At 41.0% G+C, this 23,903-nt stretch carries 22 protein-coding genes; all 22 read right to left on the reverse strand.

The window, feature by feature from the left end:
• Nucleotides 1–34: 34 nt before the first annotated feature.
• Complete coding sequence (locus tag M1F37_RS02135) at nt 35–5,800, reverse strand: ZmpA/ZmpB/ZmpC family metallo-endopeptidase (RefSeq protein WP_419991944.1); 5,766 nt, start codon at nt 5,798–5,800, stop codon at nt 35–37.
• A 19-nt stretch (nt 5,801–5,819) separates the two neighbouring features.
• Nucleotides 5,820–5,930: a YSIRK-type signal peptide-containing protein gene (locus tag M1F37_RS10105; protein WP_419991945.1), complete on the reverse strand. Its 111-nt coding sequence runs from the start codon at nt 5,928–5,930 to the stop codon at nt 5,820–5,822.
• A gap of 2 nt (nt 5,931–5,932) precedes the next feature.
• Nucleotides 5,933–6,496, reverse strand: a complete 564-nt coding sequence (locus tag M1F37_RS02140; RefSeq protein ID WP_247934531.1) for a TIGR01440 family protein — start codon at nt 6,494–6,496, stop codon at nt 5,933–5,935.
• A gap of 114 nt (nt 6,497–6,610) precedes the next feature.
• The gene (locus M1F37_RS02145; RefSeq protein ID WP_247934532.1) at nt 6,611–8,302 is read right to left on the reverse strand and encodes a cache domain-containing sensor histidine kinase; all 1,692 of its coding nucleotides are present in this window, start codon (nt 8,300–8,302) and stop codon (nt 6,611–6,613) included.
• Nucleotides 8,299–9,036, reverse strand: a complete 738-nt coding sequence (locus M1F37_RS02150; protein ID WP_247934533.1) for a response regulator transcription factor — start codon at nt 9,034–9,036, stop codon at nt 8,299–8,301. The genes M1F37_RS02145 and M1F37_RS02150 overlap by 4 nt, the downstream gene beginning before the upstream one ends.
• Nucleotides 9,037–9,106: 70 nt before the next feature.
• A complete protein-coding gene (gene msrB, locus M1F37_RS02155; protein WP_247934534.1) occupies nt 9,107–10,219 on the reverse strand; it encodes a peptide-methionine (R)-S-oxide reductase MsrB in 1,113 nt (370 codons plus the stop codon).
• Nucleotides 10,220–10,228: 9 nt separating this feature from the next.
• Nucleotides 10,229–10,792 (reverse strand): redoxin family protein, encoded by a 564-nt coding sequence (locus M1F37_RS02160; RefSeq protein WP_247934535.1) that lies wholly within the window; start codon nt 10,790–10,792, stop codon nt 10,229–10,231.
• A 13-nt stretch (nt 10,793–10,805) separates the two neighbouring features.
• Complete coding sequence (gene ccdA2, locus M1F37_RS02165; protein WP_247934536.1) at nt 10,806–11,516, reverse strand: cytochrome c biogenesis CcdA family protein; 711 nt, start codon at nt 11,514–11,516, stop codon at nt 10,806–10,808.
• A 163-nt stretch (nt 11,517–11,679) separates the two neighbouring features.
• Entirely contained in the window at nt 11,680–12,231 is a 552-nt protein-coding gene (locus M1F37_RS02170) for a GNAT family N-acetyltransferase (protein ID WP_247934537.1), read from the reverse strand.
• A gap of 407 nt (nt 12,232–12,638) precedes the next feature.
• The gene (gene nadE, locus M1F37_RS02175; RefSeq protein ID WP_033685355.1) at nt 12,639–13,463 is read right to left on the reverse strand and encodes an ammonia-dependent NAD(+) synthetase; all 825 of its coding nucleotides are present in this window, start codon (nt 13,461–13,463) and stop codon (nt 12,639–12,641) included.
• Nucleotides 13,460–14,920 (reverse strand): nicotinate phosphoribosyltransferase, encoded by a 1,461-nt coding sequence (locus M1F37_RS02180; protein WP_033685356.1) that lies wholly within the window; start codon nt 14,918–14,920, stop codon nt 13,460–13,462. The genes nadE and M1F37_RS02180 overlap by 4 nt, the downstream gene beginning before the upstream one ends.
• 115 nt (nt 14,921–15,035) lie before the next feature.
• Nucleotides 15,036–15,524 (reverse strand): DUF6773 family protein, encoded by a 489-nt coding sequence (locus M1F37_RS02185; protein ID WP_033685357.1) that lies wholly within the window; start codon nt 15,522–15,524, stop codon nt 15,036–15,038.
• Nucleotides 15,514–15,987, reverse strand: coding sequence for a DUF6773 family protein (locus tag M1F37_RS02190; protein ID WP_033685358.1), 474 nt, complete (start codon nt 15,985–15,987; stop codon nt 15,514–15,516). The genes M1F37_RS02185 and M1F37_RS02190 overlap by 11 nt, the downstream gene beginning before the upstream one ends.
• On the reverse strand, nt 15,977–16,186 hold the full coding sequence (locus M1F37_RS02195) for a helix-turn-helix transcriptional regulator (RefSeq protein ID WP_001107502.1): 210 nt from the start codon (nt 16,184–16,186) through the stop codon (nt 15,977–15,979). Before M1F37_RS02195 ends, M1F37_RS02190 begins: the two co-directional genes overlap by 11 nt.
• 349 nt (nt 16,187–16,535) lie before the next feature.
• Nucleotides 16,536–16,946 carry a GNAT family N-acetyltransferase gene (locus tag M1F37_RS02200; protein ID WP_247934538.1) on the reverse strand — a complete coding sequence of 137 codons (411 nt, stop codon included), beginning with the start codon at nt 16,944–16,946 and terminating at the stop codon, nt 16,536–16,538.
• 100 nt (nt 16,947–17,046) lie between these two features.
• Nucleotides 17,047–18,411 carry an amino acid permease gene (locus M1F37_RS02205; protein WP_070842508.1) on the reverse strand — a complete coding sequence of 455 codons (1,365 nt, stop codon included), beginning with the start codon at nt 18,409–18,411 and terminating at the stop codon, nt 17,047–17,049.
• Nucleotides 18,412–18,597: 186 nt separating this feature from the next.
• Nucleotides 18,598–19,080, reverse strand: a complete 483-nt coding sequence (gene greA / locus M1F37_RS02210; protein WP_000818748.1) for a transcription elongation factor GreA — start codon at nt 19,078–19,080, stop codon at nt 18,598–18,600.
• Between the two features lie 60 nt (nt 19,081–19,140).
• Nucleotides 19,141–20,886 (reverse strand): endolytic transglycosylase MltG, encoded by a 1,746-nt coding sequence (gene mltG, locus M1F37_RS02215; protein WP_247934539.1) that lies wholly within the window; start codon nt 20,884–20,886, stop codon nt 19,141–19,143.
• A gap of 80 nt (nt 20,887–20,966) precedes the next feature.
• The gene (locus tag M1F37_RS02220) at nt 20,967–21,461 is read right to left on the reverse strand and encodes a GNAT family N-acetyltransferase (protein WP_247934540.1); all 495 of its coding nucleotides are present in this window, start codon (nt 21,459–21,461) and stop codon (nt 20,967–20,969) included.
• A complete protein-coding gene (locus M1F37_RS02225) occupies nt 21,458–21,925 on the reverse strand; it encodes a GNAT family N-acetyltransferase (protein ID WP_247934541.1) in 468 nt (155 codons plus the stop codon). The genes M1F37_RS02220 and M1F37_RS02225 overlap by 4 nt, the downstream gene beginning before the upstream one ends.
• Nucleotides 21,926–21,934: 9 nt before the next feature.
• Complete coding sequence (gene murC / locus M1F37_RS02230) at nt 21,935–23,269, reverse strand: UDP-N-acetylmuramate--L-alanine ligase (RefSeq protein WP_247934542.1); 1,335 nt, start codon at nt 23,267–23,269, stop codon at nt 21,935–21,937.
• A gap of 10 nt (nt 23,270–23,279) precedes the next feature.
• The gene (locus M1F37_RS02235; RefSeq protein ID WP_247934543.1) at nt 23,280–23,897 is read right to left on the reverse strand and encodes a cystathionine gamma-synthase; all 618 of its coding nucleotides are present in this window, start codon (nt 23,895–23,897) and stop codon (nt 23,280–23,282) included.
• Nucleotides 23,898–23,903: the final 6 nt, after the last annotated feature.

The raw sequence follows: 23,903 nt of genomic DNA on the forward strand, positions 1-23,903 counted from the left end.
ACTCCCACCTGCTGAACAGGTGAGAGTCAATTGATTATTTAAAGATAGAAGTTTTAAAACTATCTGTTTGTTGAAGAAGTTTCTTAAAGAGTTTTTCTTTAAGTGATACGGTGTTGTCAAATTTGACAGATCCGTTACTTAGAGTAGTCTTATCTTTATCAACCGCTTCAGCAAATGCACGTTTCAAGTCTTCATAACTATTGTATGTTTTACCATCAATTTCAATAGATTGAATTCCTTTTTTGGCACTTGTTACAACTTCATTGAAGTAAGCTTTCTTCCATTCTTCAAGATTCTTGAATTTTCCTTCAGAAATCTTGCTAATGATGAAGTCATCACCTAGAGTATCTTTACCAGCTTTTTTAGATTCAGCTTTTAGCATGTTAGAAGCATAATTTAGGAAACCTTTTTCGTATCCAAAGTAACCCCACATACGGAAGGTGTTATGTTTGAATGACATTGCTCCTGGGGCCCCTTCACTTGTGTTACCTCCGTAGATACCTGCAGTGATAGGCACAGTTACATAAGCAGAACCGAATCCAGTTGGGTCATACTGACCATTACCAGGACCGTGCTTAGTCATGAAGTTTTTCTCTACTAAGTCGTTAACAGATGTTAAATTATATTCTTTTTCTTCTGCATTTAGATCTCTTACGTTGTCGTATTGGTTCTTGGTATTAGCTCCACGAAGTTGCTTATCTACTTTCTTGAACCAAGCGTTATTTAGTGCTTTATCGTGTTTATCAATTACAGCTTCTCCTTCAAGGTAATCAAGAAGCATAAGCGTATCATTGAAACCTTTCATGTAATGATCGATTTCAGCGCGAGAAGTGAGGTCATTTGGATTTGTATTATACCATTGATTTCCATCATTTGGACGTTCATATGCCATATTTAATCCAAGTGCTTTAAAGTCACCGTTTGGACTTGTTTCAGCAGGAGACTGTAACATACCTTGAGCAAATGCCTCTAAGTCAGTACCTTCACGGTGTCTTGAACCACCTAAGTAAACCATACGGTCATTTACGTGAGTTGTTTCGTGGGTAAAGGCTGAAATACCGAAGTCGCTAATCATGTCAGTAACCATGAAGAAGACAGAATCATCTTTGTAAGGGTTACCGTAAATACGAGCTACAGCTCCCATACGCCAGTCAGTTGCGTGATAACGATCTGTTGGTCCGTATAATTCACGGATTGGTGCAACATCTTCACCACTAGCAGTGTGACCATAACGGTCTGTGCTTATACCTTTATAGTTTTGGTTATCTAGTACTGGTGTAGGTACCATGTTGTTGCTCTTAAGTAGTTGATTACGAACTTTATCTAATGATAGACGAGACCAGAAGTCTAGGTAATTTTGTTGACCTTTAGCGACTTTATCGATTTCAGCTTTGAATTCTTCGCGTTCTGCTGCAGTATTCTTACCATATTTTTCAAATGAACTGTATGCCATAGTGTTATATGTTGAAATTAAGAACATGTGTGCATCTTTCAAGTTCAAGAGTGGCAAGATCATCTTACCGTGCATATCATTGTTTAAGCCTTCATAGGCTCTGTGTTTCTTATCAGCAAACTCAGGAGTTGTTGTTGCTGGTTCAACGATATAAACATTGTCTTTGGTTGCTTTGATAAACCAATCGTTCAAGTTTGTATCACTTGTAAAGAGTTCCATATTATATTTTAAGAACTCATGTAAATTACCTTTACCAGTAGCACCAGCGATGACCTCACGATAGGCGTCGTGAGTACGGTCACCCTTAATATAACTTTCTTTAGAGCCAATATTGATGATTCTATCTAAGACGCTAACATTTTTACCATAGAAGTCAGGTTTGAATAACATTAACTCTTTAATGTTAAAATCATCGAATTTAACTCCGTAGTAACGGTTGAGGTAAGACAAACCAAGGAGAATAGCCGCTTTCTTATCATCAACTTTCTTGATAAGTGCACGTTTAGCCGCTTCATCTGTGTTTAGTTGATGATCTTCATTTTCAAGCAACTGTTTCACAAATTTAGCCAGATTATCCTTGACTTCTTTGAAGGTTTCTTCGAGGTAAAGGTTCTTGATCGCATTTACTTTGTTAGGACCAGTTCTACCTAAGTGTGTGTAGATAGGATCTGATTGCAATTCAACTGGGCTTAATTTTTCAACGATAGCATTGATAAGATCACTACGGTCTTTGTCAACGATATTAGGTGTATAAACAACTTCTCCCAGTTCAGCAATGCTGTACTCTTTCACTTGTTTAACCTTAGATTCTTTCAGCGAAACAGTAAAGATGTCTTTGGTCTTATCCCCATAATGAACCATAATATGGTCAGCATCAGCCAATTCTGTCACAAAGGCATTGCCCTTCATAGTAGTAACAGACAATACTTCCTTGGTCAAGAGAGGACTACCTGCAGCAAGTTTGTTCCCTTGGTCTACGATCCATTCTTTGTTGTAGAATGGTTGTAATTTTTCGATATTACGGTAGGCAAGTTCACGAGAAGCGTCGTAACCATCGATTGTTTTGTATTGATCAGCTTTGTTGACAATGTTATTGAGTTTGTCTTCAACAGGTTTGGTGCTTTCAAATTTATCAGCAGTGATTCCCATTGCTTCAATCTTCTTGTCAGCTTCTTCTTGTGAGATGCTAGGAATCTTGCGAGAATTCTTATAAGATTTATTACCCTCACTTACCCCCTCAACACTGAAGTTACGTTTTGTTCTTGAATAGGTGAAGTAATCATCAGCGTCAATGTCAGAGTGACCGAACACCATTTCACCAGTTTTGACTTTCATCATGGTGATGTTGTCTTCAATAGCACCCAAGGCCCAGTTAGTACCGAGCAAGCCACCTGATTGAACGGCTTCTTTCAGCTCGATAGAACCTTTAGCAACTGAATTTCTGAGGACACCTTCTCTACCTAGTGTATTGTTATCTCCACCATTTTGAGAAGAATAAACTAATCCTGCAGCTTTTGCTTTATTACCAGTAATTTCAGCATCAACGTAAGCTTTTTCTACGATACCTTTCCAATTTTCACCTAGAACACCTGCTAAGTACCAACCTTTGTTTCCAGCAGCGTGAATTTTACCGATAAAGGCAACATTACTTACCTTACCACTACCATCAATTTTATTGATAATACCAGCTACATCGTTGCCCCCGATAACATTACCTGTTACTTTAACATTTTCGACAGTTGCATTATTTTTGATAACACTTGCGATTGGTGCTACTCGATCAAATCCAGGCAAGTCAATGTTGACATTTTCAAGCAAGAGATTCTTAACAGTACCACCTTCGATGTTACCAAACAATGGTCTCGTAATGTTATGGATGGCAAATTTATTACCTTCTGTACTTTCCAATGTTCCCTTGAAGGCATTGGTTACATAAGACTTGCCAGCTGCTTGCACGTTACTTGCATTCATACTGCTACCAAGCTTAAAGGTACCAGTAGGATTGTCCTGCATGGCTTTTACAAGATCACTGAAATCGTAATAAACATCACCTTCATGCGCTTTTGGCTTAGCAAAGTAATGGACATATTCCTCTGCAAACTGATTATCTGCATTGCGTTGGACTAGATCTGGTGCTTTAGCAATGACTTTGAACAAGGCTTTACCATCAACTGTGACTTCTTCAATCTTATCAACAGCAAGTTTTGTCACCTTGTTATCATGAGTAGTCACTTTCAAGTAATAAGGTTTAACATCTGATGGTTTTGCTGACAAGAGACTATTATCAGTTTCTACACCTTGGTCATCAACACTGATAAGGCTTGTTTCCTTAATGTTTTTGACTTCGACTTTTTTGAGATCAAGTCGCAGTGGTTCTCCATTCAGAACTACTTCCTCATCACCTTCACCACGATCATAAACCATCTTAGTTTCAATCTTATAATCTTTGTAGTATTGCAAATCTGTCAGGATAGCTGTCAAGTTGTCAGGTGAAACACTCAATGTTTTCACAATCTCATCACCTTTTTTCAGAGTTAGAGTGATAGATTTAATGGCCGCCTTGCTTGGATTTTCCAAGCTGTATTTAACATCTGAAGTACGTTTCAAATCCTTAGGTTCAACTGCAGTGATGGTCAATACTGGTTTTTCAAAGGTCTCAGTACCACGTTTCAAAATTCGGTCTTGAGGTGCCTCGATGATTTCCTCTGTAACTTTTGGAGCGTCTTCTGTTTTAACTCCTTTGATGGTATTAAAGGTCTTGGTAATTTTTTTCTGACCTTCTTTACCTTCTTGAGCTACAACTTCTACGCCTTTTTTCAGTTGATCATCTTCTTTAATAACTTCCTTAAATGGAATCTTTTCAAGACTTTCTTCTACAAGAGTTCCTGCAATTGGTTTTGTCCCACGACTTACCTCTTGGTTTACAGGTTCCTTGGTAACTTCTGTGCTAGTTAAAAGAACTTGGTCAGTTTTTACACCTTCTAATGTTTTATAAGTTGTTCTAGTAACTTGACTTCCTTTTTCACCATTTCGTAGGACAGTTTCTTCGTCCGTGTACTTGGTTGGGTCCTCAGTCGTTTCAGTTTTGTAGTCTAAGTCTGTAGTTAATGTTTCAACAATGGTTCCCTCAGTTACTTTGTACTCAGGTAACTGATCTTGTACAAGGGCTTGGCCTTCCTTACCTTCCTCTTGTGTACCTTTTACATCTACTTGGGCTTCTGGTAATTCTGGTTGTGTTAGAGCTTGACCTTCTTTGCCTTCCTCTTGGGTACCTTTTGCTTCAACTGGAGCCTCTGGAAGTTCTGGTTGTGTTAGAGCTTGGCCTTCTTTGCCTTCTTCTTGGGTTCCTTTTACTTCGATTGGAGCTTCTGGTAATGTTGGTTGCGTTAGAGCTTGACCCTCTTTACCTTCCTCTTGAGTTCCTTTTACTGCGACTGTAGCTTCTGGCAATTCTGACTGGGTTAGAGCTTGACCCTCTTTACCTTCCTCTTGAGTTCCTTTTACTGCGACTGTAGCTTCTGGTAATGCAGGTTGAGTTAAGGATTGACCTTCCTCTTGAGTTCCTTTTACTTCGATTGGAGCTTCTGGTAAAGTTGGTTGCGTCAGAGATTGACCCTCTTTGCCTTCCTCTTGAGTGCCTTTAAGTGCGACTGTAGCCTCTGGTAATTCTGGCTGGGTTAGGGATTGACCTTCTTTGCCTTCCTCTTGGGTTCCTTTAGCTACTTGATGAGTTAGTACTGGAGTTTGTTCCACAGGTTTTTCGGCAGCAGGTTGGGGAGTGACAGTCGGTGTTTCTTGAACTACTTCTGTCTTCTCGATTTCTTTTGAACTTTGCTTTTCTACTGGTAACTGAGACTTCTCAACTGAAGCTGGTTTTGATGGATGGAGTTCTGCTTCCTTGAAGTAGCCAATGTATTCGTAGCCATCAATGTGGATAATCCCTTCAGCCAAGCCTTCATGGGTAGTGGCCGAAATAGTTTGGTTATAAGAAAGTAATTCTTTATTTTCAAATGCAAATGTCCCGTAAGGTACAAAAGTACTGGCTCCTAAAGAACCAATCAAGAGAACCCCTAGAACCTCTTTACGACCTTTTTTTGATACCAAAAAGACTGCTAGCGAGGCCGTTGCTAAACCAAGGCCTGCTAAGGCTAGTTCCTTACTTCCTGTGTAAGGAAGTTGTTGACTGGTAGTTGCCTTCTTGCGATAAACTACATAAATAATATCATCATCTTGAAATTCTGTAGGAACCTCATGGTGAATCAGGGCTTTTTCAGATTCGGTCAATTCCTGCTCTGCTAAATAACGGTAATGAACGTTATGAGTACCACCAACTTCATTGGCATGCACCTTATCTACTGAAAGGGTACTAGCACCAAAAAGGAAGGCCCCGATCGATGGCTACAGGACCTACCCCAACAGTTAGTTTACGAATCGAATATTTGGTGATTTTTTCTAGTTGTTGTTTTGTTTTTTTCATTCTCACGACTTTCTGATAGAATCTTGTGGATAATGCGCACGCGCACCTCCAATTAATTTTGGACGGCTAGCGAGTGCCGTTACGTGAGCATGACCAATCTCTCTCAAAAGAGGACGAATTGGAACCTGAACATGCTTGACATGCATACCAATTGCAGTGTCTCCGATATCCAATCCAGCATGAGCCTTTATAAATTCAACCTCAACCGGATCTTGCATAAACTTGAAGGCTGCCAACTGACCAGAACCTCCTGCATGGAGAGTAGGAAGGACGCTGACCATTTCCAAATCAAACTGCTCTGCAACCTGACGTTCAACAACGAGGGCCCGATTGACATGTTCACAACCTTGAACGGCTAGATAAATTCCTTTTTCCTCTAGGATATCTAGGATAGTCTTCACAATGATTTCCCCAATTTCTTGGCTGGATTCCTTGCCAATCTGACCACCTATTACTTCACTAGAAGAAAGGCCCAAAACAAAGATAGATCCTTGCTTCAAATTGGCCTTTTCTAATACATCTTTTACAATCTGACTTGTGTCTCTTTGAATGTCTTTTTCCTTCATACTTGATACCTCTTTTGTCATTATCTATCATATCGTTTTTTCTACGTTTTAGCAAGATAGACAGCCTAGAATGCTTGCCCAATTACGCATAAAACTCCCAGAATTGACTGGGAGTTAACTAGTTTCTATTCTATTTATGTATATTTCAACTGTCGTCCCTTTTGAGGGGACAGAATCAATCTTCATTTGGTAATCTTCTCCAAAATGAAGTTTGAGCCGCTGGTCAACGTTTTGAAGACCAACTCCCCCACGTTTGAGTTGACTTTGACTACTATCGCTAGCGTCTTGGAAACCAATCCCATCATCCTCAATGCGGATGACCAATCCCGAATCCTGTTTCTGAACAGAAACTCTAATATGTCCCTGGCCTTCCTTTTCCTTAATGCCATGGTAAAGAGCATTCTCTACAAGAGGTTGTAGCACTAGCTTGGGCAAGACTAGATTATCAAAGGCAGGATTTTCATTAATTTCGTATTCCAGCTTATCGCCATAGCGTTGTTTCTGGATAAATAGATACTGGCGGACATGATTAATTTCATCAGACAGGCAAATCAAATCTTTACCCTGATTGAGCGCCAAGCGGAAATAAGTCGCCAAGGACTTGGTCACTTGCACCACTCTCTGACTATCTTGAAATTCAGCCATCCAGATGATGGTGTCCAAGGTGTTATAGAGGAAATGGGGGTTAATCTGGCTTGATAGAGCTTGAAGTTGGTACTGACGGGTCGTTTCTTCCTGCCTGCGAATATCTACCATCAGCTGATCAACCTGATCCAACATGGCATTGAACTGGCGAGTCACCTCTCTCAATTCATAAGCACCCGCTTCTTTGGCACGAAGATTCTGATTACCAGAAGCAATTTCCAGCATAGTTTCTCTCAAATCCTTCAAAGGGGCAATCCAGCGTTTAAGACTAAACCACACCAAGCAGAGACAAGCAAGAAGAGATGTGAAACTGGCTCCAAGCAAGGTCCACATGAGTTGACTCCGAACCTGGTCTAACTTCTCCAACGAAGACACGCCAAGCACCGTCCAATCAGTTCCAGCAATCTTTTCTTGACTGACATAGGATTGGTGGTCTGGAGTGTAACCCTGCCCTGTCTTAATATAGGGTTTCATGGCCTCCATTTCGCTAGACGAACTATAAACTGTATGTTGAGGATGATAAACAAATTCATGGTTTTCATTGATGATAAAAGCAAAGCCCTGCTGACCCAACTGGAGTTGGTTGAGATAGGCTTCCAGAGTTTCATAGGAAATATCCAAACGAAGCACACCCAGATTGGCTCCCTTTGCATCAAGAAGTTCTTGAGTGACAGAAATGACCCACTGGCTATCTGATTTACGAGCTGGAGTTAAAACTGGTTTAGCTCCCTGATGAATAGCCTTTTGGTACCAATCCTCAGTCATCATATCTGAGGAAGTTTTCATCTGCACACTATCATCCGTAGAAATGACCTGACCAGATTTGGTTACCAGCACAACAGCTTTCAAGTCCTGGTCTGACTTTAAAATGGTCAAAAACAAATCTCGAATTCCCTTGACCTTTTCTTGACTGGGATTCTCAGCATAGGTTAGGACATCTGCCTGCTGGGTCAAACTGGTCGAGGTGGTTTCTAATTTTTTGATATAAGACTGGATAAAGTGGCTAGTCTGACTGATAGTCGTTTGGCTATTGCCCTCAATAGTAGCCTCAATGGCTGAAGAACTAGATTGATAGTAGAAAGTCCCAACCAGAGCTAGGAGAATGAGAAAGACCAGAAAGATGGAAATAACCATTCTGACTAGGAGAGAAGAACGTTTCATCGATCTTCCCCCTTCTTAAACTGGCGAGGTGTCACACCTGCAATCTGTTTAAAACGTTGGGTAAAATAGTTCATATCTTCAAAGCCAACCTTCTCTGCGATCTCGTAAATCTTCAGATCGGTAGTTAAAAGCAAAAGCTTGGCTTGTTTGACACGTTCTCTCACCAGATAATCCTGAAAAGGCAGGCCTAACTCTTTCTTAATCAAAGAACTCAGATAAGTCGGGCTAAAACCCAAGTCACTGGCCAAACTCTTCAAACTAAATTGGCTATCAGCCAGATGGGACTGGATTTTCTGGGCCATATTTCCCTCAAACTTATCAGTCAATAAATCTTGTAACTGCTCTTCCTTTTCTTCCTTGTCTAGTTTTTGCTTGATTTTCCCCAACATTTCCTCAATATCCTGACGGGAAAAGGGCTTGAGCAAGTAGTCATCCACACCGAGTTTAACAGCAGACAAGGCATAATCAAAATCATCGTAGCCTGTCAAAAAAACTAGATGCACCTGAGGAAAGGTTTCTCGGACTAGTCTGGCCAACTGGATGCCATTCAGCTGAGGCATGTTGATATCGGTTAAAATGATATCTGGCACCTGTTTTTGGATCAAGTCCCAAGCCTGCCTTCCATTTTCAGCCTGACCAATAATTTCCATATCGTAGGCTGCTACATTGACCAGCTTGGTCAAACCTTGCCTCACCAGATACTCATCTTCTACGATTAAGATTGTGTAGGTCATGCTTCTCTCCTTTGTCACTTACTAGTATCAGTATAGCAAAATTCTCCTCTAACTGCTTAGGAAAGACTTCTTAATCGACATAATCTAGTAAATAAGCATAGCCTTTTTCTTCCATTTGGTCTTTGGGAATAAAGCGGATAGATAGACTATTGATACAGTAGCGCAAGCCACCCTTGTCCTGTGGTCCATCCGTAAAGACATGACCTAGGTGAGAATCCCCTACTCGGCTTCTCACTTCCATGCGTGTCATATTGTAAGACTTATCTTCCTTGTAGGTGGCAACATCTGGACTGATAGGTTGGGTAAAACTAGGCCAACCACAACCAGACTCAAACTTGTCCTTTGATGAAAAGAGAGGTTCGCCAGTTGCTACATCCACATAGATACCGGATTCAAATTTATCCCAGTAGCGATTTGAAAAAGCTCGTTCTGTTTGATTTTTCTGAGTAACTGCATACTCCTCAGGTGACAAGGTCTTTTTCAATTCCTCATCGCTTGGTTTAGGATATTTGCTGGCATCGATGACGGGATAAGCCGCCTGATTGACATTGATATGACAGTAGCCATTTGGATTTTTCTTGAGATAGTCTTGGTGGTAATCCTCAGCAACTACAAAATTCTGCAGACTCTCCTTTTCAACTGCTAGAGGTTGATCGTATTTCTTAGCCACCTCATCAAAGACTTGGTTAATCACCTCTAAATCCTTGTCATCTGTGTAATAAACACCAGTACGGTACTGGGTTCCCACATCATTTCCTTGTTTATTTTTGCTGGTTGGATTGATAATGCGGAAGTAATGAAGCAGGATTTCCTTGAGGGAAATTTGATTGGCATCATAAGTAACATGGACAGTCTCCGCATGACCTGTTTGGTTAATCAATTCATACTTGGTTGTCTCCCCTCTACCATTTGCATAGCCTGAAACGGCATCTGTCACCCCGGGAACGCGTGAGAAATATTCCTCCACTCCCCAGAAACATCCCCCAGCTAGATAAATTTCGTGCAAGTCTGCATCTTTACTCACTTCTGTTTTTTTCACTGTTTTTCCTCCTTGGCTAACTGATGCTTTCTCAATTTGCGAGCTATCTGTCTGCCCTGTATTTCGCATCAATAGAAAATAGAAACCGGTTATGGCTAGGAAAAAGATTCCTGCCAAAACAAACAATTTTACTTTATCATTCATGGCCTTTCTCTACCCCATTTCTTTCAATGTTTTTAAAATCATATCCTTATCCATAAAACCTGGTTGCGTTTTGACCAGCTTACCTTCCTTGTCTATAAAGGCTTGAGTTGGATAAGAACGAACACCATAACTTTCCAAAAGTTTGCCTGATGGGTCAACTAGAACTGGGAAATTTTTATAATCCAAGCCCTTGTACCAGTTCTTAAAGTCTGCTTCAGCTTGTTCCCCCTTGTGTCCAGGAGACACCACTGTCAAGACCACATAGTCGTCTCCAGCATCCTTAGCAATTTCATCCGTATCTGGAAGACTGGCTAAGCAGATGGAGCACCAAGACGCCCAGAATTTGAGATAGACCTTCTTGCCCTTGTAATCAGACAAGCGATAGGTTTTGCCATCTACTCCCGTCAGTTCAAAATCAGCAACCGCCTGACCCTTGGTGGCAGTTTGCGCACTGACTTGTTCTGTTTTTGTTTGCTCCTTCATAGTAGAGTCGTCTGACATATTTTTAGTCGAACAGGCTGCCAAGCAACAGACTGAGCCTACTCCAAGGAGACATGTTTGCCATTTTTTCATTTCTTTTTCCTCTCTATTCAAATAATCTTGTCAAAATGGAAGCATTTCCCAAAAGCACCAAGATTCCCATCACGATAATGAGGAAACCACCTACTTTTTTGAGGATTCCGAGGTAGGGATGGAGTTTTCGGAAATGTTTCAAAACATAGCTGGAGGCAAGAGCTAGAATCAAAAATGGTAGCGCTAGACCCAGCGTATAGATTAACATGAGACCAGCTCCCTGCAAAGCACCTGAGCCACCTGAAGCCGCCAAGGCTAAAACAGAGCCCAGAACAGGTCCCACACATGGCGTCCAAGCAAAACTAAAGGTCAATCCCAGTAAAAATGCCTGACTATAGCCCTTACCCTTTTGCCCCTGTCTCTGTAATTGTAGCCTTCTTTCCTTGTAGAGTCCATTCAACTGCAAGACTTCCATCTGGTGCAAGCCTAAGAGAATGATAACCACACCCGTCACATACTGAAACCAGGAAGCGTTTAATCCCCCTCCAAGTAAGCCAGCCCCATATCCTAGCAAAATAAAGATAAAGGAAATCCCCGATATAAAGGCCAAAGTTCGCAATAAACTGACAACTGAGATTGAAAATTTGTCACTAGAGGCCTGAGCACCATCTTTATCATCCAACAAGACCCCTGCATAGACCGGTAACAGGGGTAAGATACAAGGAGAAAAGAAGGAAAGAATTCCAGCAATAAAAACACTGATAAAAAAGATAATATTATCCATTACCTTCCTCCATTCTTTGATATGATAGGACTATTATAGCCTCAAAACTCCAGAAAAAACAGGGACAATGATAGGGAAAAATAGGAATTTAATCAGGTTATTTAGAAATCTGGCACAAAAAAGCCAGACACAGTCTGACTTCGATGAAAGCAGAAAAGAAAATTCACTCCTCTTCTCTACTTATCTGATAATAAATAAGGTCCGCAAGATAACCTTTTCTCTCTACACCATTGGTAATAGTCTTTAGATAGGACATTCCAGCCTTCTCCATGACACGACCTGAAGTTGGGTTGAGACTGGCGTAACGAGCTCTGGTCTTTTGAAAACCTGCTTGAGTAAAACAAAAGTCCAAGACAGCTTTCAAGGCCTCCGTCATCATACCACAACCCCAATAGTTTTTTCCTAAAATATACCCAATTTCACAAGAAGAATCGTTCTCATCTATTGCAACGATGCTGATATCACCTATCACTTGCTCTGGTTTTTCTTTGAGGCAAATGGCCCACTTGTAATAGTTGGGATTTGCATAGGAGGCAACCCAGTTACGAATCGAATTTCGAGTCACCTCGACAGCAGAATGGGGATCCCAAGTGACATAGGTCAGATTCTCAGCAGATGAAGCCCAATTTTGAAACATGGCTTCCGCATCACTCTCCACAAATCTTCTCAAGATTAAACGTTCTGTCTGTAACGTTTTCGTACCAATTGCCTTCATGATGCTACCTCACTTTCTGATATATGATTTCTGTTCAATCTCCATTGAAACTTGTTTTGCTTTTGAATTTCAAGGTAATAAGCTAAAAAGGTCCCCCGGACCTTCTTCGCTTACCTGTTTCCATGCTCGGGGTAAAAAACTCCCCCAGACCTCCTCTCACATTCTTATTTCAAGGTGAGAGGCTGAAAACCTCCACTGGAGGTGCCTCGTTTTCCTATTTTTAGACTCGGGGTAAAAAGGTCCCCCGGACCTTCTCTCACTTTCTTATTTCAAGGCGAGAGGCTGAAAACCTCCAGTGGAGGTTTTTCTTTCTTTTTGATTTCAGGGCAAGAATCTAAAAAGGTCCCCCCGGACCTTCCTCGCTTTCTCATTTCTAGGCTCAGGGTAAAAAGGTCCACAGGACCTTTTTACTCCCAAAAGTCATCAAATACGGTGATGGGTAAGTGGCGTTTGTGTTGGCCTTTGTACCACCAGTTTTCGATTCTTGCTTGGGCTTCTGGGCTGATTGTTTTGCCTTCTAGGTAGTCGTCAATCTCTTCATAAGTGACTCCGAGGGCTACTTCGTCAGCTAGACCTGGTTTGTCTTCTTCTAGGTCTGCTGTTGGGATTTTTTCATAAAGTGCTGGGTCTGCACCAAGTTCCTTCAATAGTTGTTTTCCTTGGCGTTTATTGAGGCGGAACAGGGGTAAAATATCCGCACCACCGTCACCAAACTTGGTAAAAAAGCCTGTGATATTTTCCGCAGCATGGTCTGTTCCAATGACCGCTCCACTATGGGCACCAGCAAGGGCATACTGAGCAATCATACGGCAACGAGCCTTGATATTGCCCTTGTTAAAATCTGAAACAGGACTACCTGTCGCTTCAACTGCAGCTGTCATAGCATCTGCAGACTCCTTGATATTCACCACTAAACTGATATCTGGCTGAATGAAGGCTAGGGCTTTTTGAGCATCTGCTTCATCAGCTTGCACTCCATATGGCAGGCGGACTGCGATAAATTTGTAGCTGTCATCTCCCGTTTCTGCTCGCAGTTCTTCCATGGCCAGTTGAGCCAAACGTCCTGCTAAGGTTGAGTCTTGTCCCCCAGAAATCCCTAGTACAAAGGTCTTTAGGAAGGGATGTTTTTTCAAGTATCTTTTTAAGAAATCAATAGAACGACGGATTTCTTCCTGGGCATCAATCACTGGTTTGACACCCAGTTCTTGGATAATCGTTTCTTGCAAACTCATTCTTCTTCTCCTTCGCCGAGGGCTTCCTTGCGCATTTTGTCAATCAAGTCCATCTTGTCTTGCCATACATCACGCGCCAAATCCACTGGATAATGTTGCGGATTGAGTACGCGCTTGTACTCATCCCAAAGCTTGTCAAATTCCTTACGAGCATAATCCTGAATCTCAGTCAAGCTAGGCAGGTTGTAAATCAATTTTCCGTCTTTGAAGATATCCACTAAGAGAGGAACGGCATCAAAATTACGAACCGTCTTCTTGATGTAGGTATAGGTCGGATGGAACATTTTGATTTCCGTCATGTCACTCACATCCACACCGTCATAAGTGATATAATCGCCTTCTGACTTGCCTTTTTCACGACTGGTAATGCGCCACACCTGCTTCTTACCTGGCGTAGACACTTTTTCCGCATTATTAGACAGCTTGATCGTATTGCGCATCTGACCATTTTCATCTTCGATGGCCACAATCTTATAAACTGCCCCAAGAGCTGGCTGGTCATAGGCTGTAATCAGCTTTGTACCCACGCCCCAGACATCAATCTTGGCTTTTTGCATCTTGAGGTTGAGGATGGTATTTTCATCTAGATCATTAGAAGCATAAATCTTAGCCTCTGTAAATCCAGCCTCGTCCAATTGCTGACGAACTTTCTTGGAAATGTAGGCAATATCCCCTGAGTCAATCCGCACACCCATAAAGTTAATCTGGTCACCCAGCTCACGCGCCACTTGAATGGCAGCGGGTACCCCAATGCGAAGGGTGTCATAGGTGTCCACAAGAAAGACACAGTTTTTGTGGGTCGCAGCGTAAGCCTTGAAAGCTTCATAGTCGTTACCATAAACCTGTACCAAGGCATGGGCGTGAGTCCCCAAGACAGGAATATCAAAGAGTTTACCAGCACGCACGTTGCTGGTTCCATTGGCTCCACCAATCACCGCTGCGCGTGTTCCCCAGATAGCCGCATCCATCTCTTGCGCCCGACGTGTCCCAAACTCCATTAAAGGTTCATCTTCAATGACTGAACGAATACGAGCTGCCTTAGTCGCCACCAAGGTCTGGTAGTTGACGATGTTCAAAAGAGCCGTTTCGACCAACTGACATTGTGCTAGAGGGCCTTCCACCTGCACAATCGGTTCATTAGCAAAGACCAAGTCCCCTTCTTGGGCAGAACGAACGGTCAACTCCAACTTGAAATTGCGAAGGTAATCCAAGAATGCCCCATGATAGCCTAGAGACTCCAAATAGGCAATATCACTATCTGAAAAACGCAGGTCTTCAAGATAACTCACAATTCTTTCCAAACCTGCAAAAACCGCATAGCCGTTCTTAAAAGGCTGCTGGCGGAAATAAACCTCAAAGACCGCCTTTTTATTGTGAATCCCTTGGTCAAAGTAAACCTGCATCATGTTAATCTGGTACAAGTCCGTGTGCAATGTCAAACTATCATCTGGATACATACTTTTCCTACTTCCTTAGCTAGAAACCCATAAAAATTTTCAAAAACTTTCATGTATTCCAATAAATTAGTACTATTATATCACATTTTAGCTGGATTGAGAAAAGAGTAACAAGCTATTCTCCACTCTCCAGTTCATCCATGTCTTGTTCAAACTTTTTCTGAGCCCATTCGCCATAACTTTTAAGGCCGAGATTACCGATAAAAACCCAAGGAAGGTAAATCAGATAAGTAATGACCCAAGCAGATAAGTATTTAACGTTCAAAGGATTGTGCTGATAAATTTCTATGTTGAATTGATAATTCTGCAACATCAAAAGAGCCGTAATAGCCAAGGTTAGGAAAAAACAACCCAAAATCGTAAAATGAAAACGACTATAGTAGGTCACTCCCAGATAACGGGCACGGTTAAAAAAGTAAAATATCCCTATGAAGATAACGATGAGCAGCATATTAGAATTAAAAAGACTTGGTGCTAATACTGCAATCATATAAGATAAAAGCAAGAAAGCTATAGAGATATAGAAACTTTCAGCCCCCGCTTTATTGATCAGTTGTTCTTCTCTTTCGTCTAGTAATTGATAATAAAAAAATCTATTTTTCATCTTCTTCCTCCCAAACTTGCTGATTTCTGCGATTCAAGTATAGGATAACTCTATCCATAGAAAAACTCCCAACGAGATAGATGATAACTGCTAGAACCACTTTTAGGGAGTACTTCCAAGTCAATAGACTGACCAGCTCCTCGCGATTGCCTATGATATCAATCAATAAAATCACTATAGAAAATCCCAAAGCAGATAAAATTCTTTCTTTTCCAGTATTCTCAACAATATCTCGAATATCAATTCCTACATACATGCGGCGAATAATGGCATACAAACCTACTCCAATCAATAAAAGTAATTCTGGTGAATAGGATAGAAGCGTTAAATTAAAAATATAAACTTTGGCAAAAATTTCCAGTGCTAAAAATAGGCACATTCCCAAAAGAATTTCTCCTGAAATCTTTCCATCCAATTTTTCTGTACGTTCATCTTTGATCACAAGTTTTTTTCTATTTTTCATCTTCTTCCTCCCAAAATAGTTGGTCTAATGTTTTTCCTAAGCATCTGCAAATGGACTGGCAGAGGGAGAGACTAGGATTGTATTTCCCAGCTTCAATCAAGCCTATAGTCTGCCTAGTAACGCCCACAGCTTCTGCCAAATCCCCTTGTGTTAAATCACGCTCCACCCGAGCTAATTTTAATTTTAAATTTTTAGCCACTAGCGTCCTCCTTCACATTCTTAAAAAGTTGCGCCTCTTTTCAACAACATTATATCATATATCTAACTTAATGCAATATATAAATGTCATTTTGTAAAATTTTATTAACAAAAAACTCTCTACCACAAAATAGAGAGTGTTAAGTTTAAATATAGGATTTCAAAATATCGACGACATCACTTCTTTTCTTAACCTTATAGACCTTGATTACCAATTTCTCAGCTGCGATTGTATTGTCCTCAATATCACCTAGAAAGACACAATTTCTAGATTCTAACTAGTATTTACCGAGAATCTCCTTCATACTTATGTCAAGCCCCCCTCTTTGATTTATGCTTTCATATTCTCCTTACAAATCCTTTTGGTAATAATATCTTTGCCCAATGTAGGGATAGTCTTGTAAGGTAAAGACTTCTTTGTAGCCATGCCTTTTATAAAAATCTGGAGCCTGAAACTGGTAGGTATTGACAAAAGCAAAACGACAATTTCGATTCTTAGCTTCATTTTCTGCTTGTTGCAGTAGTTTCGAACCAATTCCTTGTCCTCGTAGCTCCTCTTTCACAAACAAATATTCGATTTCCAGCCAATTTCCGAAAGTCTCAGCTATCAAACCTGCCAGGAGATTGCCCTTTTCATCTTCGACACAAAGATTAAGTGGCTCACTTTCAGCTTTTTCTCTTTTTGAACGATTATAAACACGAATCAGGTTCCCTATTTCTTGTGATTTATGGGATTCCTTATTTTCCAATCTAAAGTACATCCAAACCTCCTTAAAAACTGATACAGCTTGATTATAGTCTTATTTCAAAAGACTGTCAAACTAGCAAAAACCCACCAAACTAAGTTGATGAGTTTCAAATCTATTTTCTAAATTTCCACTGGCTGTAAATCCCGAAACCGATAATCCAGATAGCTGAGCCGATTGCTCCTACAAATGTAGACTCTTGTAAAAAGAGGGTTACAAAGACAAAGGCAAAGAAGAGCATGGTTAAAGGATTTAAGAAACGATAATGAGGCATGAGGTAGCCATCTGCCATAAAGTCTGGTGACTTGCGATACTTGAGGTGAGCCACCATAATCAAGATATAGATAGCGATATAGACACCTGATGATGATGCTGTAATCAAGGCAAAGGCATCCGAAACTCCTGGCAATACGTTGATAAAGGCTGCTAGGGCAATCAAAACCGCTGAAGCGATGATGGCATTTTGTGGCACATTGTGACGAGAAAGTGTATCTGCCTTGATCGCTTTTAGGAATGGATTTGGCGAATCATGGGCAATCTGATACAAATGACGACCTGTTGAGTAGAGGGTTGAGTTAAGGGCAGATGCTGCTGATGTCAAAACGACGAAGTTAATCAAGGCTGCCGCCCACTTGATACCTGCCAATTCAAATACTGTAACAAAAGGAGAATCAGCAGAAGCAAGCTCACGCCATGGAATGATAGCCATAATGGCTAAGAGGGCACCACCGTAGAAAAAGGCAATACGCAAAGGAATTTCCTTAACGGCTTTTGGCAAGACCTGACGTGGATTTTTAGTTTCAGAAGTTGTGACCCCGATAAACTCAATCATGAGGTAGGCAAAGAACACCATCTGGAAGGCCATGACAAAGTTTACTCCACCATTTGGGAAGAGGGAGAAATTGTCAGCAATATTGGCCAAACTTGCTACTCCATGAGGTGTCTTAAAGCCTGTCAAGACCATAAAGACTCCTGTCGCAATCATGGCTAAAATAGCCACAATCTTGACCATCGCAAACCAAAACTCAACTTCTCCAAAGAGCTTCACCGCAATCAGATTGACCAAGGCTAGAATGGTCAAAAATCCAATCTCAATCATCCAACTTGGCCAGCTAGGGAACCAGAACTGAACATAGTGCGAGATAGCTGTGATTTCCGCCATACCGATAAAGACAACGGATAGCCAGTAAGACCAGACCGAGAAATAACCCCAGCCCTTACCCAAATGGCGCGTAATAAAGTTGATAAAGGTATGTTGCTCAGGGTCTTGGTAGAGCATTTCCCCAACCGCACGCATCATGAGGAACATGAAAGCACCTGTAATCATATAAATCAGTACAATGGAAGGACCTGTTAGGCTGATAGAGCGACCTGCTCCCAAAAAGAGTCCTGTTCCGATTGTTCCAGCAATGGCCATCACCTGCACGTGACGATTGGTCAGACCACGCTCCATCTTATTTTTTTTCTTCTTTGAACTCATAACGTCTCCAATTCAATTTAATTTATACTCAATGAAAATCAAAGAGCAAACTAGGAAGCTAGCCGCAGGCTGTACTTGAGTACGGCAAGGCTACGCTGACGTGGTTTGAATTTGATTTTCGAAGAGTATCAAAATGGAAAAAGGAGTAAGTGAAGCGCATCGCCTCCCCACTCCTTTTTTCTGTTTTTAGGCTGTTTTTTCAACCTTCAAGATTTTTACATCATAGCTACCAACAGGTGTTTCAATGGTTGCTGTGTCACCTGTTTTCTTGCCAATCAAGGCTTGTCCAATTGGGCTTTCATTTGAAACCTTACCTGCAAAGGCATCCGCACCCGCTGAACCTACGATAATATAAACTTCTTCTTCGTCCTCACCAATTTCTTGGATAGTGACTGTTTTACCAATCGCTACTTCATCATCAGCAACTGAGTCGCTATTGACGATTTCAGCATAACGGATTTTTGTTTCCAAGCTAGAGATTTGTCCTTCAACAAAGGCTTGTTCATCCTTAGCTGCCTCATATTCACTGTTTTCAGAAAGGTCACCGTATGAACGGGCAATCTTAATGCGTTCTACCACTTCTGGTCGGCGAACCAATTTCAATTCTTCTAATTCTTTTTCAAGTTTTTCCTTTTCCGCAAGGGTCATAGGATATGTTTTTTCTGCCATTTTTCTCAACTTTCTTTCGATAGTATTGAATCTCTATCTGAGATTCTCATTTTTGTAGTCTTAGTTTGAACTACTATTTTGAGTAAGTTTGCTATTGACGTGCTCAGCAACATTACGATCATGTTCTTCCTGTGTCACTGCGTAATAGACTTTACCATCTGTAACATTGGCTACAAAGTAGAGGTTCTCACTCTTTGTTTGGTTGATACTTGCTTCAATCGCGTCCTGACTTGGACTATCTACTGGACCAGGCATCAAACCAGGTTTTGTATAAACATTGTATGGTGAATTAATCGATGTGTCAATTCCAGCATCGTCTGCTAGGCTAATATTTTGGCCAAGTTTCCCTTGGGCATACAAGATTGCAATATTGCTTTGAAGTGGCATACCAAGGTTCAAACGATTGTAGAAGACACCTGCAATCAACTTACGATCGTCAGTCTTAGCACCTTCTTTTTCGACAAGTGAAGCTATAGTCAACAATTCATTAACTGTCAAATTTTTAGACTTGATCGCACTATAATGAGGTGCCAAAGTTTTATCCATAGCTGCCAACATCTCATCAATCAAGCTTTCAACAGTTGTGCTTTCCTTGATAGAGTAAGTAGCTGGGAAAAGGAAACCTTCCAAACGATAACGAACGCCACTTTCCTTTGTAGGCAAGCTTTCAAGTAGACTAGGATATTTGGCAACTGCTTGGCTGATAAAGTTATCATCTTGAACTTTTGCTAGGAAAGCATCCGCTGTCAAAGGCTCTTTGAAGTCACCTTGCAATTGACCTACTGCTTGTGCCATTTGGTCAATCGTATAACCTTCTGGAATTGTTAAAGTCGCAAGCGCAGGTTCTTGAGCTTCAGCTGTTCCACCTTTTTGTAGTTCGTGGATGATGTCTTCTGTACTCATGCTCTTTTGCAAATTGTAATAGCCAGACTTCAAATCTGAATAATTTTTATATTTCGCATAAAAAGCAAAAATCACTCCATGTTTAATCAAGCCAGCATTTTCAAGTGTCTTACCGATTGTTTGAACATTGGCCCCTTCTGGGATTTGCACTGTCACATATTGTTTCGATGAAGCATCCACAGGCTGCAAAGATGACTGAACATACTGATAACCAAAGTAACCACCTGCTGAAATCAAGCCTAGGAAAATTAGTAGAGAAATAAAGAAGGCCTTGAATCCTGATTTTTTCTTCTTAGTAGGCTGAACTGTCTCACGACGGCTACGACGTGGAGTTGCAGGCATTTCTTCTACAGCTTTCTTTTCCACTACTGGTTGTGAAGCAGGAACTTCTCTTTTTACTACTTCTTTCTGCCCTTCTGTCTTATAAGAAACAGCTACCCTCATTGGGATTTCATTAAATTCTTTTTCTACGTTTCTAGGACTAACAGGTCCTGGAGCTGGTCTTGATACTCCCTCAGCTGATGGAGTAGAAGGTCCTTCTTGACTCGGGTGACTAGGAGCTTGTCTTACAGCCTCTTCTGCGGGAGATGAAGGCACATCTTGACTTGGATGGCTTGGAACAGTAAGAGTTTCTCTTTTTATCTCATCTGCTGGAGAAGCTGGTAAATCTTGACTTGGATGAGTAGGCACGGTAGGAGCGTTTCTCATAATCTCCTCTACAGCTGATAGAGAATCTTCCATCAAATCTTCTATTGACTGGTCATTTTTAGAAGAACGTTGGGGTTTTATTGAAGCTAAATTAACTTCCTCCTGTTCTTCTTCATGTTTTTTTACTCTCTCTAAATCACGTAAAATCTGCTCTTTAAAGCTTAATTTTTCGTCTTCTCTTGGCTTTTCACTCAAAAGTTTATCCTCCTCGTTGACAATCCATAATATTATATCTTAAAAGTTTAGGAAAAGCAACCTATGATGCCTTACCTTGCCTATTTTTTAGCTTCCCAGACCATATCATACCAGATTTCTCCTGCAAAGGTTGACTGGGACTGGCCTTCATTGACAAATCCATGCTTTTCATAATAGGCGATGAGATAGTCATGACAGGTTAGGTTAATGCCATCTCTCTCATCTTCAAGAGCCAGTTCTTTCAAGGCTACCAGTAATTTCTTACCCAATCCGAGTCCTTGTGCGTCCTTGGCAATAGAAAGACAGGTCACAGAAATATAGCCACCCGGCTCATGACTATAATCTTCTATCTCTTCTGTAAAAGACTGGTCCTGCAGATGGCGGTTTGGTCCAACTGGTCCCTCTATATAACCAATAATCTTACCCTCTTTTTCTGCAACCAGAAACGAGGTCTGAATTTCTCGCAAATGCGCCTCAAAAACAGAGCGAGGAATGGCTTCTTCTATAGAGAAATTTTCTAGTTCAATCTCAACGATACGATCCAAATCTTCTAATCTTGCTTTCCTGATTTTCATTGCTCCTCCAGATAAAAGGGATTAAACCAAATCATACTAAAACCTTGACTAGCTACATAAAGCGAAGCTGTCTCTTCTTCATCAATAAAACCGTTCATTTCAAAATAGGAAAGCAGCTCATCAGGGCTCTTCAAACGAATACCTTTGTAATCCAGCTCAACTGCCACCTCTTTCAAAGCTGCAAGAAGAAGCGTTCCCAGTCCCTGTCTCTGATAATTAGCATCAATAACTAAAGAATGTATTTCTAGACATTGCGGGTCGCGTGACTGAGGACTACTTATAATATAGCCCAGAAGCTGATTTTCATCCCTAGCTAGAAGAAAGGTATCCGCACACTTACGGATACTTTCTTCTAAAATATGGGAAGTAAGTTGCTTTTCAGCTGGAAAAGATGAAGCCTGAAGTGCCTCTATCTCAGCCAAATCAGACTTACTTGCCTGAATAATCTTAATTGGAATTTCCATGGGAAGATCCTATTGAACATTGCTTGTCAAATTAGACAAGAGACGTTCAAATGAATACTCATAGGTTTGGATATCTCCTGCTCCCATAAAGACGTAAACAGCATTGTCATGGTCTAGGAGTGGAGAAACATTTTCAACAGTGATCACTTGGTGTTTCTTGTTGATTTTATTAGCTAGATCTTCTACTTTGACATCACCATGGTCCACTTCACGAGCAGATCCATAGATTTGGGCTAGATAAACTGCATCTGCTTGATTCAAAGCGTGGGCAAATTCGTCCAACAAGGCAATGGTTCTTGTAAAAGTATGCGGTTGGAATACTGCTACAATTTCCTTGCTTGGGTATTTCTGACGAGCCGCATCCAAGGTTGCAATGATTTCTGTTGGATGGTGGGCAAAGTCATCGATAATCACCGTATCATTGACAATTTTCTCAGTGAAACGACGCTTAACACCTGCAAATGTTTTCAAGTGTTCACGCACCAAGTTCAAATCAAATCCTGCTGTGTAAAGAAGACCAATAACAGCTGTCGCATTCATGATATTGTGACGACCAAAGGTTGGAATGTGGAATTGCCCCAACTCTTGTCCACGGAAGTGAACTGTGAAGGTTGAACCAGTTGTTGAACGAAGAAGATCGCTAGCTACAAAGTCATTGCCTTCTGCTTCAAAACCATAATAATAAATCGGAGCATTAGATGTAATTTTACGCAATTCAGCATCCTCACCGTAGATAAACAAACCTTTGGTAATTTGTTTAGCATAGTCGTTAAAGGCATTGAAGACATCCTCAAGACTTGTGAAATAGTCTGGATGGTCAAAGTCAATGTTGGTGATAATAGAGTATTCTGGATGGTAAGGCATGAAGTGACGCTCATATTCGTCAGATTCAAAGACAAAATATTTGGCATTGGCTGAACCGCGACCTGTCCCATCTCCAATCAAGAAGCTAGTATCTGTGATGTGCGACAAGACATGAGACAACATACCTGTAGTTGAAGTTTTTCCATGCGCTCCAGCTACTCCCATGCTGACAAAGTCACTCATAAAGCTACCTAGGAACTCATGGTAACGTTTGTAGCTGATGCCATTTTGGTCCGCGTAGGCAATTTCGACGTTGTTATCTGGACGAAAGGCATTCCCAGCGATAATTTCCATATCTCCGTCTAGATTCTTTTCATCAAAAGGAAGAATGGTAATTCCTGCCTGCTCAAGACCACGTTGAGTAAAGTAGTACTTTTCAACATCTGAACCCTGTACCTTATGCCCCATTTGGTGCAACATCAAGGCCAAGGCACTCATCCCTGATCCCTTAATTCCGATAAAATGATATGTCTTTGACATCTTTTCTCCCCTATTCCGTAATTCTTGTCAGATTCAACTCTTGGGCAACCCGACGTTCTTGTTCTGTTTGTTGATTCTTTTTATTGTAGATTTGGCTCTTCTTTAGAAAATCATAGTTGTTTTTCTTTGGGCCTGAAGTTTCTTTTGACTCAGCTTGAGTCGAAATATGGCTCACTTCTTCCGCCAAGATGTAATGAGACTGGGTCAATTTTTGACTATATTTGACAAATTCACCAGGATTTTCCTTTTGGAAAGGCGCGGTAGGTTGATTGCCCTGTCTAACCAGACTTGGCTGAGAATGGCGTCTTGTAGGAGTAATATCCTTGGTCAGATAATTTGCTGAGCGTTTCTTTTTCAAATCCGCACGCGCTTCTTCACGCGCCTGCTCCGCATAGCTCTTTCCTTCTTTTTTAACACCTAAAGGGGCCTTTTTAAGCTTCTCTACTGGCTTTTCAATCTGTTTGACTGGTTTTTCTTCAGTAATAGGAGCCCATTCTAAATAATTTTTATCTCGATACTCACCCTTGATATTACTGATAAAGTCAGATTCATCATAGAGATCCATAACCGGCATCTCAGTCAGCATAACCTCGTCATCTGACACCAATGGAAATCGTTCTTCTCTCATTTTCTA

The organism is Streptococcus mitis (genome assembly GCF_023109105.1).
Taxonomy (GTDB): Bacteria; Bacillota; Bacilli; order Lactobacillales; family Streptococcaceae; genus Streptococcus; species Streptococcus mitis_BW.

What these genes read in the sequence shown, in the direction of transcription:
- M1F37_RS10105 (WP_419991945.1), bottom strand. Translation starts at nt 5,930, where the DNA reads ATGAAAAAAACAAAACAACAACTAGAAAAAATCACCAAATATTCGATT.
- M1F37_RS02140 (WP_247934531.1), bottom strand. Translation starts at nt 6,496, where the DNA reads ATGAAGGAAAAAGACATTCAAAGAGACACAAGTCAGATTGTAAAAGAT.
- M1F37_RS02145 (WP_247934532.1), bottom strand. Translation starts at nt 8,302, where the DNA reads ATGAAACGTTCTTCTCTCCTAGTCAGAATGGTTATTTCCATCTTTCTG.
- M1F37_RS02150 (WP_247934533.1), bottom strand. Translation starts at nt 9,036, where the DNA reads ATGACCTACACAATCTTAATCGTAGAAGATGAGTATCTGGTGAGGCAA.
- msrB (WP_247934534.1), bottom strand. Translation starts at nt 10,219, where the DNA reads ATGAATGATAAAGTAAAATTGTTTGTTTTGGCAGGAATCTTTTTCCTA.
- M1F37_RS02160 (WP_247934535.1), bottom strand. Translation starts at nt 10,792, where the DNA reads ATGAAAAAATGGCAAACATGTCTCCTTGGAGTAGGCTCAGTCTGTTGC.
- ccdA2 (WP_247934536.1), bottom strand. Translation starts at nt 11,516, where the DNA reads ATGGATAATATTATCTTTTTTATCAGTGTTTTTATTGCTGGAATTCTT.
- M1F37_RS02170 (WP_247934537.1), bottom strand. Translation starts at nt 12,231, where the DNA reads ATGAAGGCAATTGGTACGAAAACGTTACAGACAGAACGTTTAATCTTG.
- nadE (WP_033685355.1), bottom strand. Translation starts at nt 13,463, where the DNA reads ATGAGTTTGCAAGAAACGATTATCCAAGAACTGGGTGTCAAACCAGTG.
- M1F37_RS02180 (WP_033685356.1), bottom strand. Translation starts at nt 14,920, where the DNA reads ATGTATCCAGATGATAGTTTGACATTGCACACGGACTTGTACCAGATT.
- M1F37_RS02185 (WP_033685357.1), bottom strand. Translation starts at nt 15,524, where the DNA reads ATGAAAAATAGATTTTTTTATTATCAATTACTAGACGAAAGAGAAGAA.
- M1F37_RS02190 (WP_033685358.1), bottom strand. Translation starts at nt 15,987, where the DNA reads ATGAAAAATAGAAAAAAACTTGTGATCAAAGATGAACGTACAGAAAAA.
- M1F37_RS02200 (WP_247934538.1), bottom strand. Translation starts at nt 16,946, where the DNA reads ATGTACTTTAGATTGGAAAATAAGGAATCCCATAAATCACAAGAAATA.
- M1F37_RS02205 (WP_070842508.1), bottom strand. Translation starts at nt 18,411, where the DNA reads ATGAGTTCAAAGAAGAAAAAAAATAAGATGGAGCGTGGTCTGACCAAT.
- greA (WP_000818748.1), bottom strand. Translation starts at nt 19,080, where the DNA reads ATGGCAGAAAAAACATATCCTATGACCCTTGCGGAAAAGGAAAAACTT.
- M1F37_RS02220 (WP_247934540.1), bottom strand. Translation starts at nt 21,461, where the DNA reads ATGAAAATCAGGAAAGCAAGATTAGAAGATTTGGATCGTATCGTTGAG.
- M1F37_RS02225 (WP_247934541.1), bottom strand. Translation starts at nt 21,925, where the DNA reads ATGGAAATTCCAATTAAGATTATTCAGGCAAGTAAGTCTGATTTGGCT.
- murC (WP_247934542.1), bottom strand. Translation starts at nt 23,269, where the DNA reads ATGTCAAAGACATATCATTTTATCGGAATTAAGGGATCAGGGATGAGT.
- M1F37_RS02235 (WP_247934543.1), bottom strand. Translation starts at nt 23,897, where the DNA reads ATGAGAGAAGAACGATTTCCATTGGTGTCAGATGACGAGGTTATGCTG.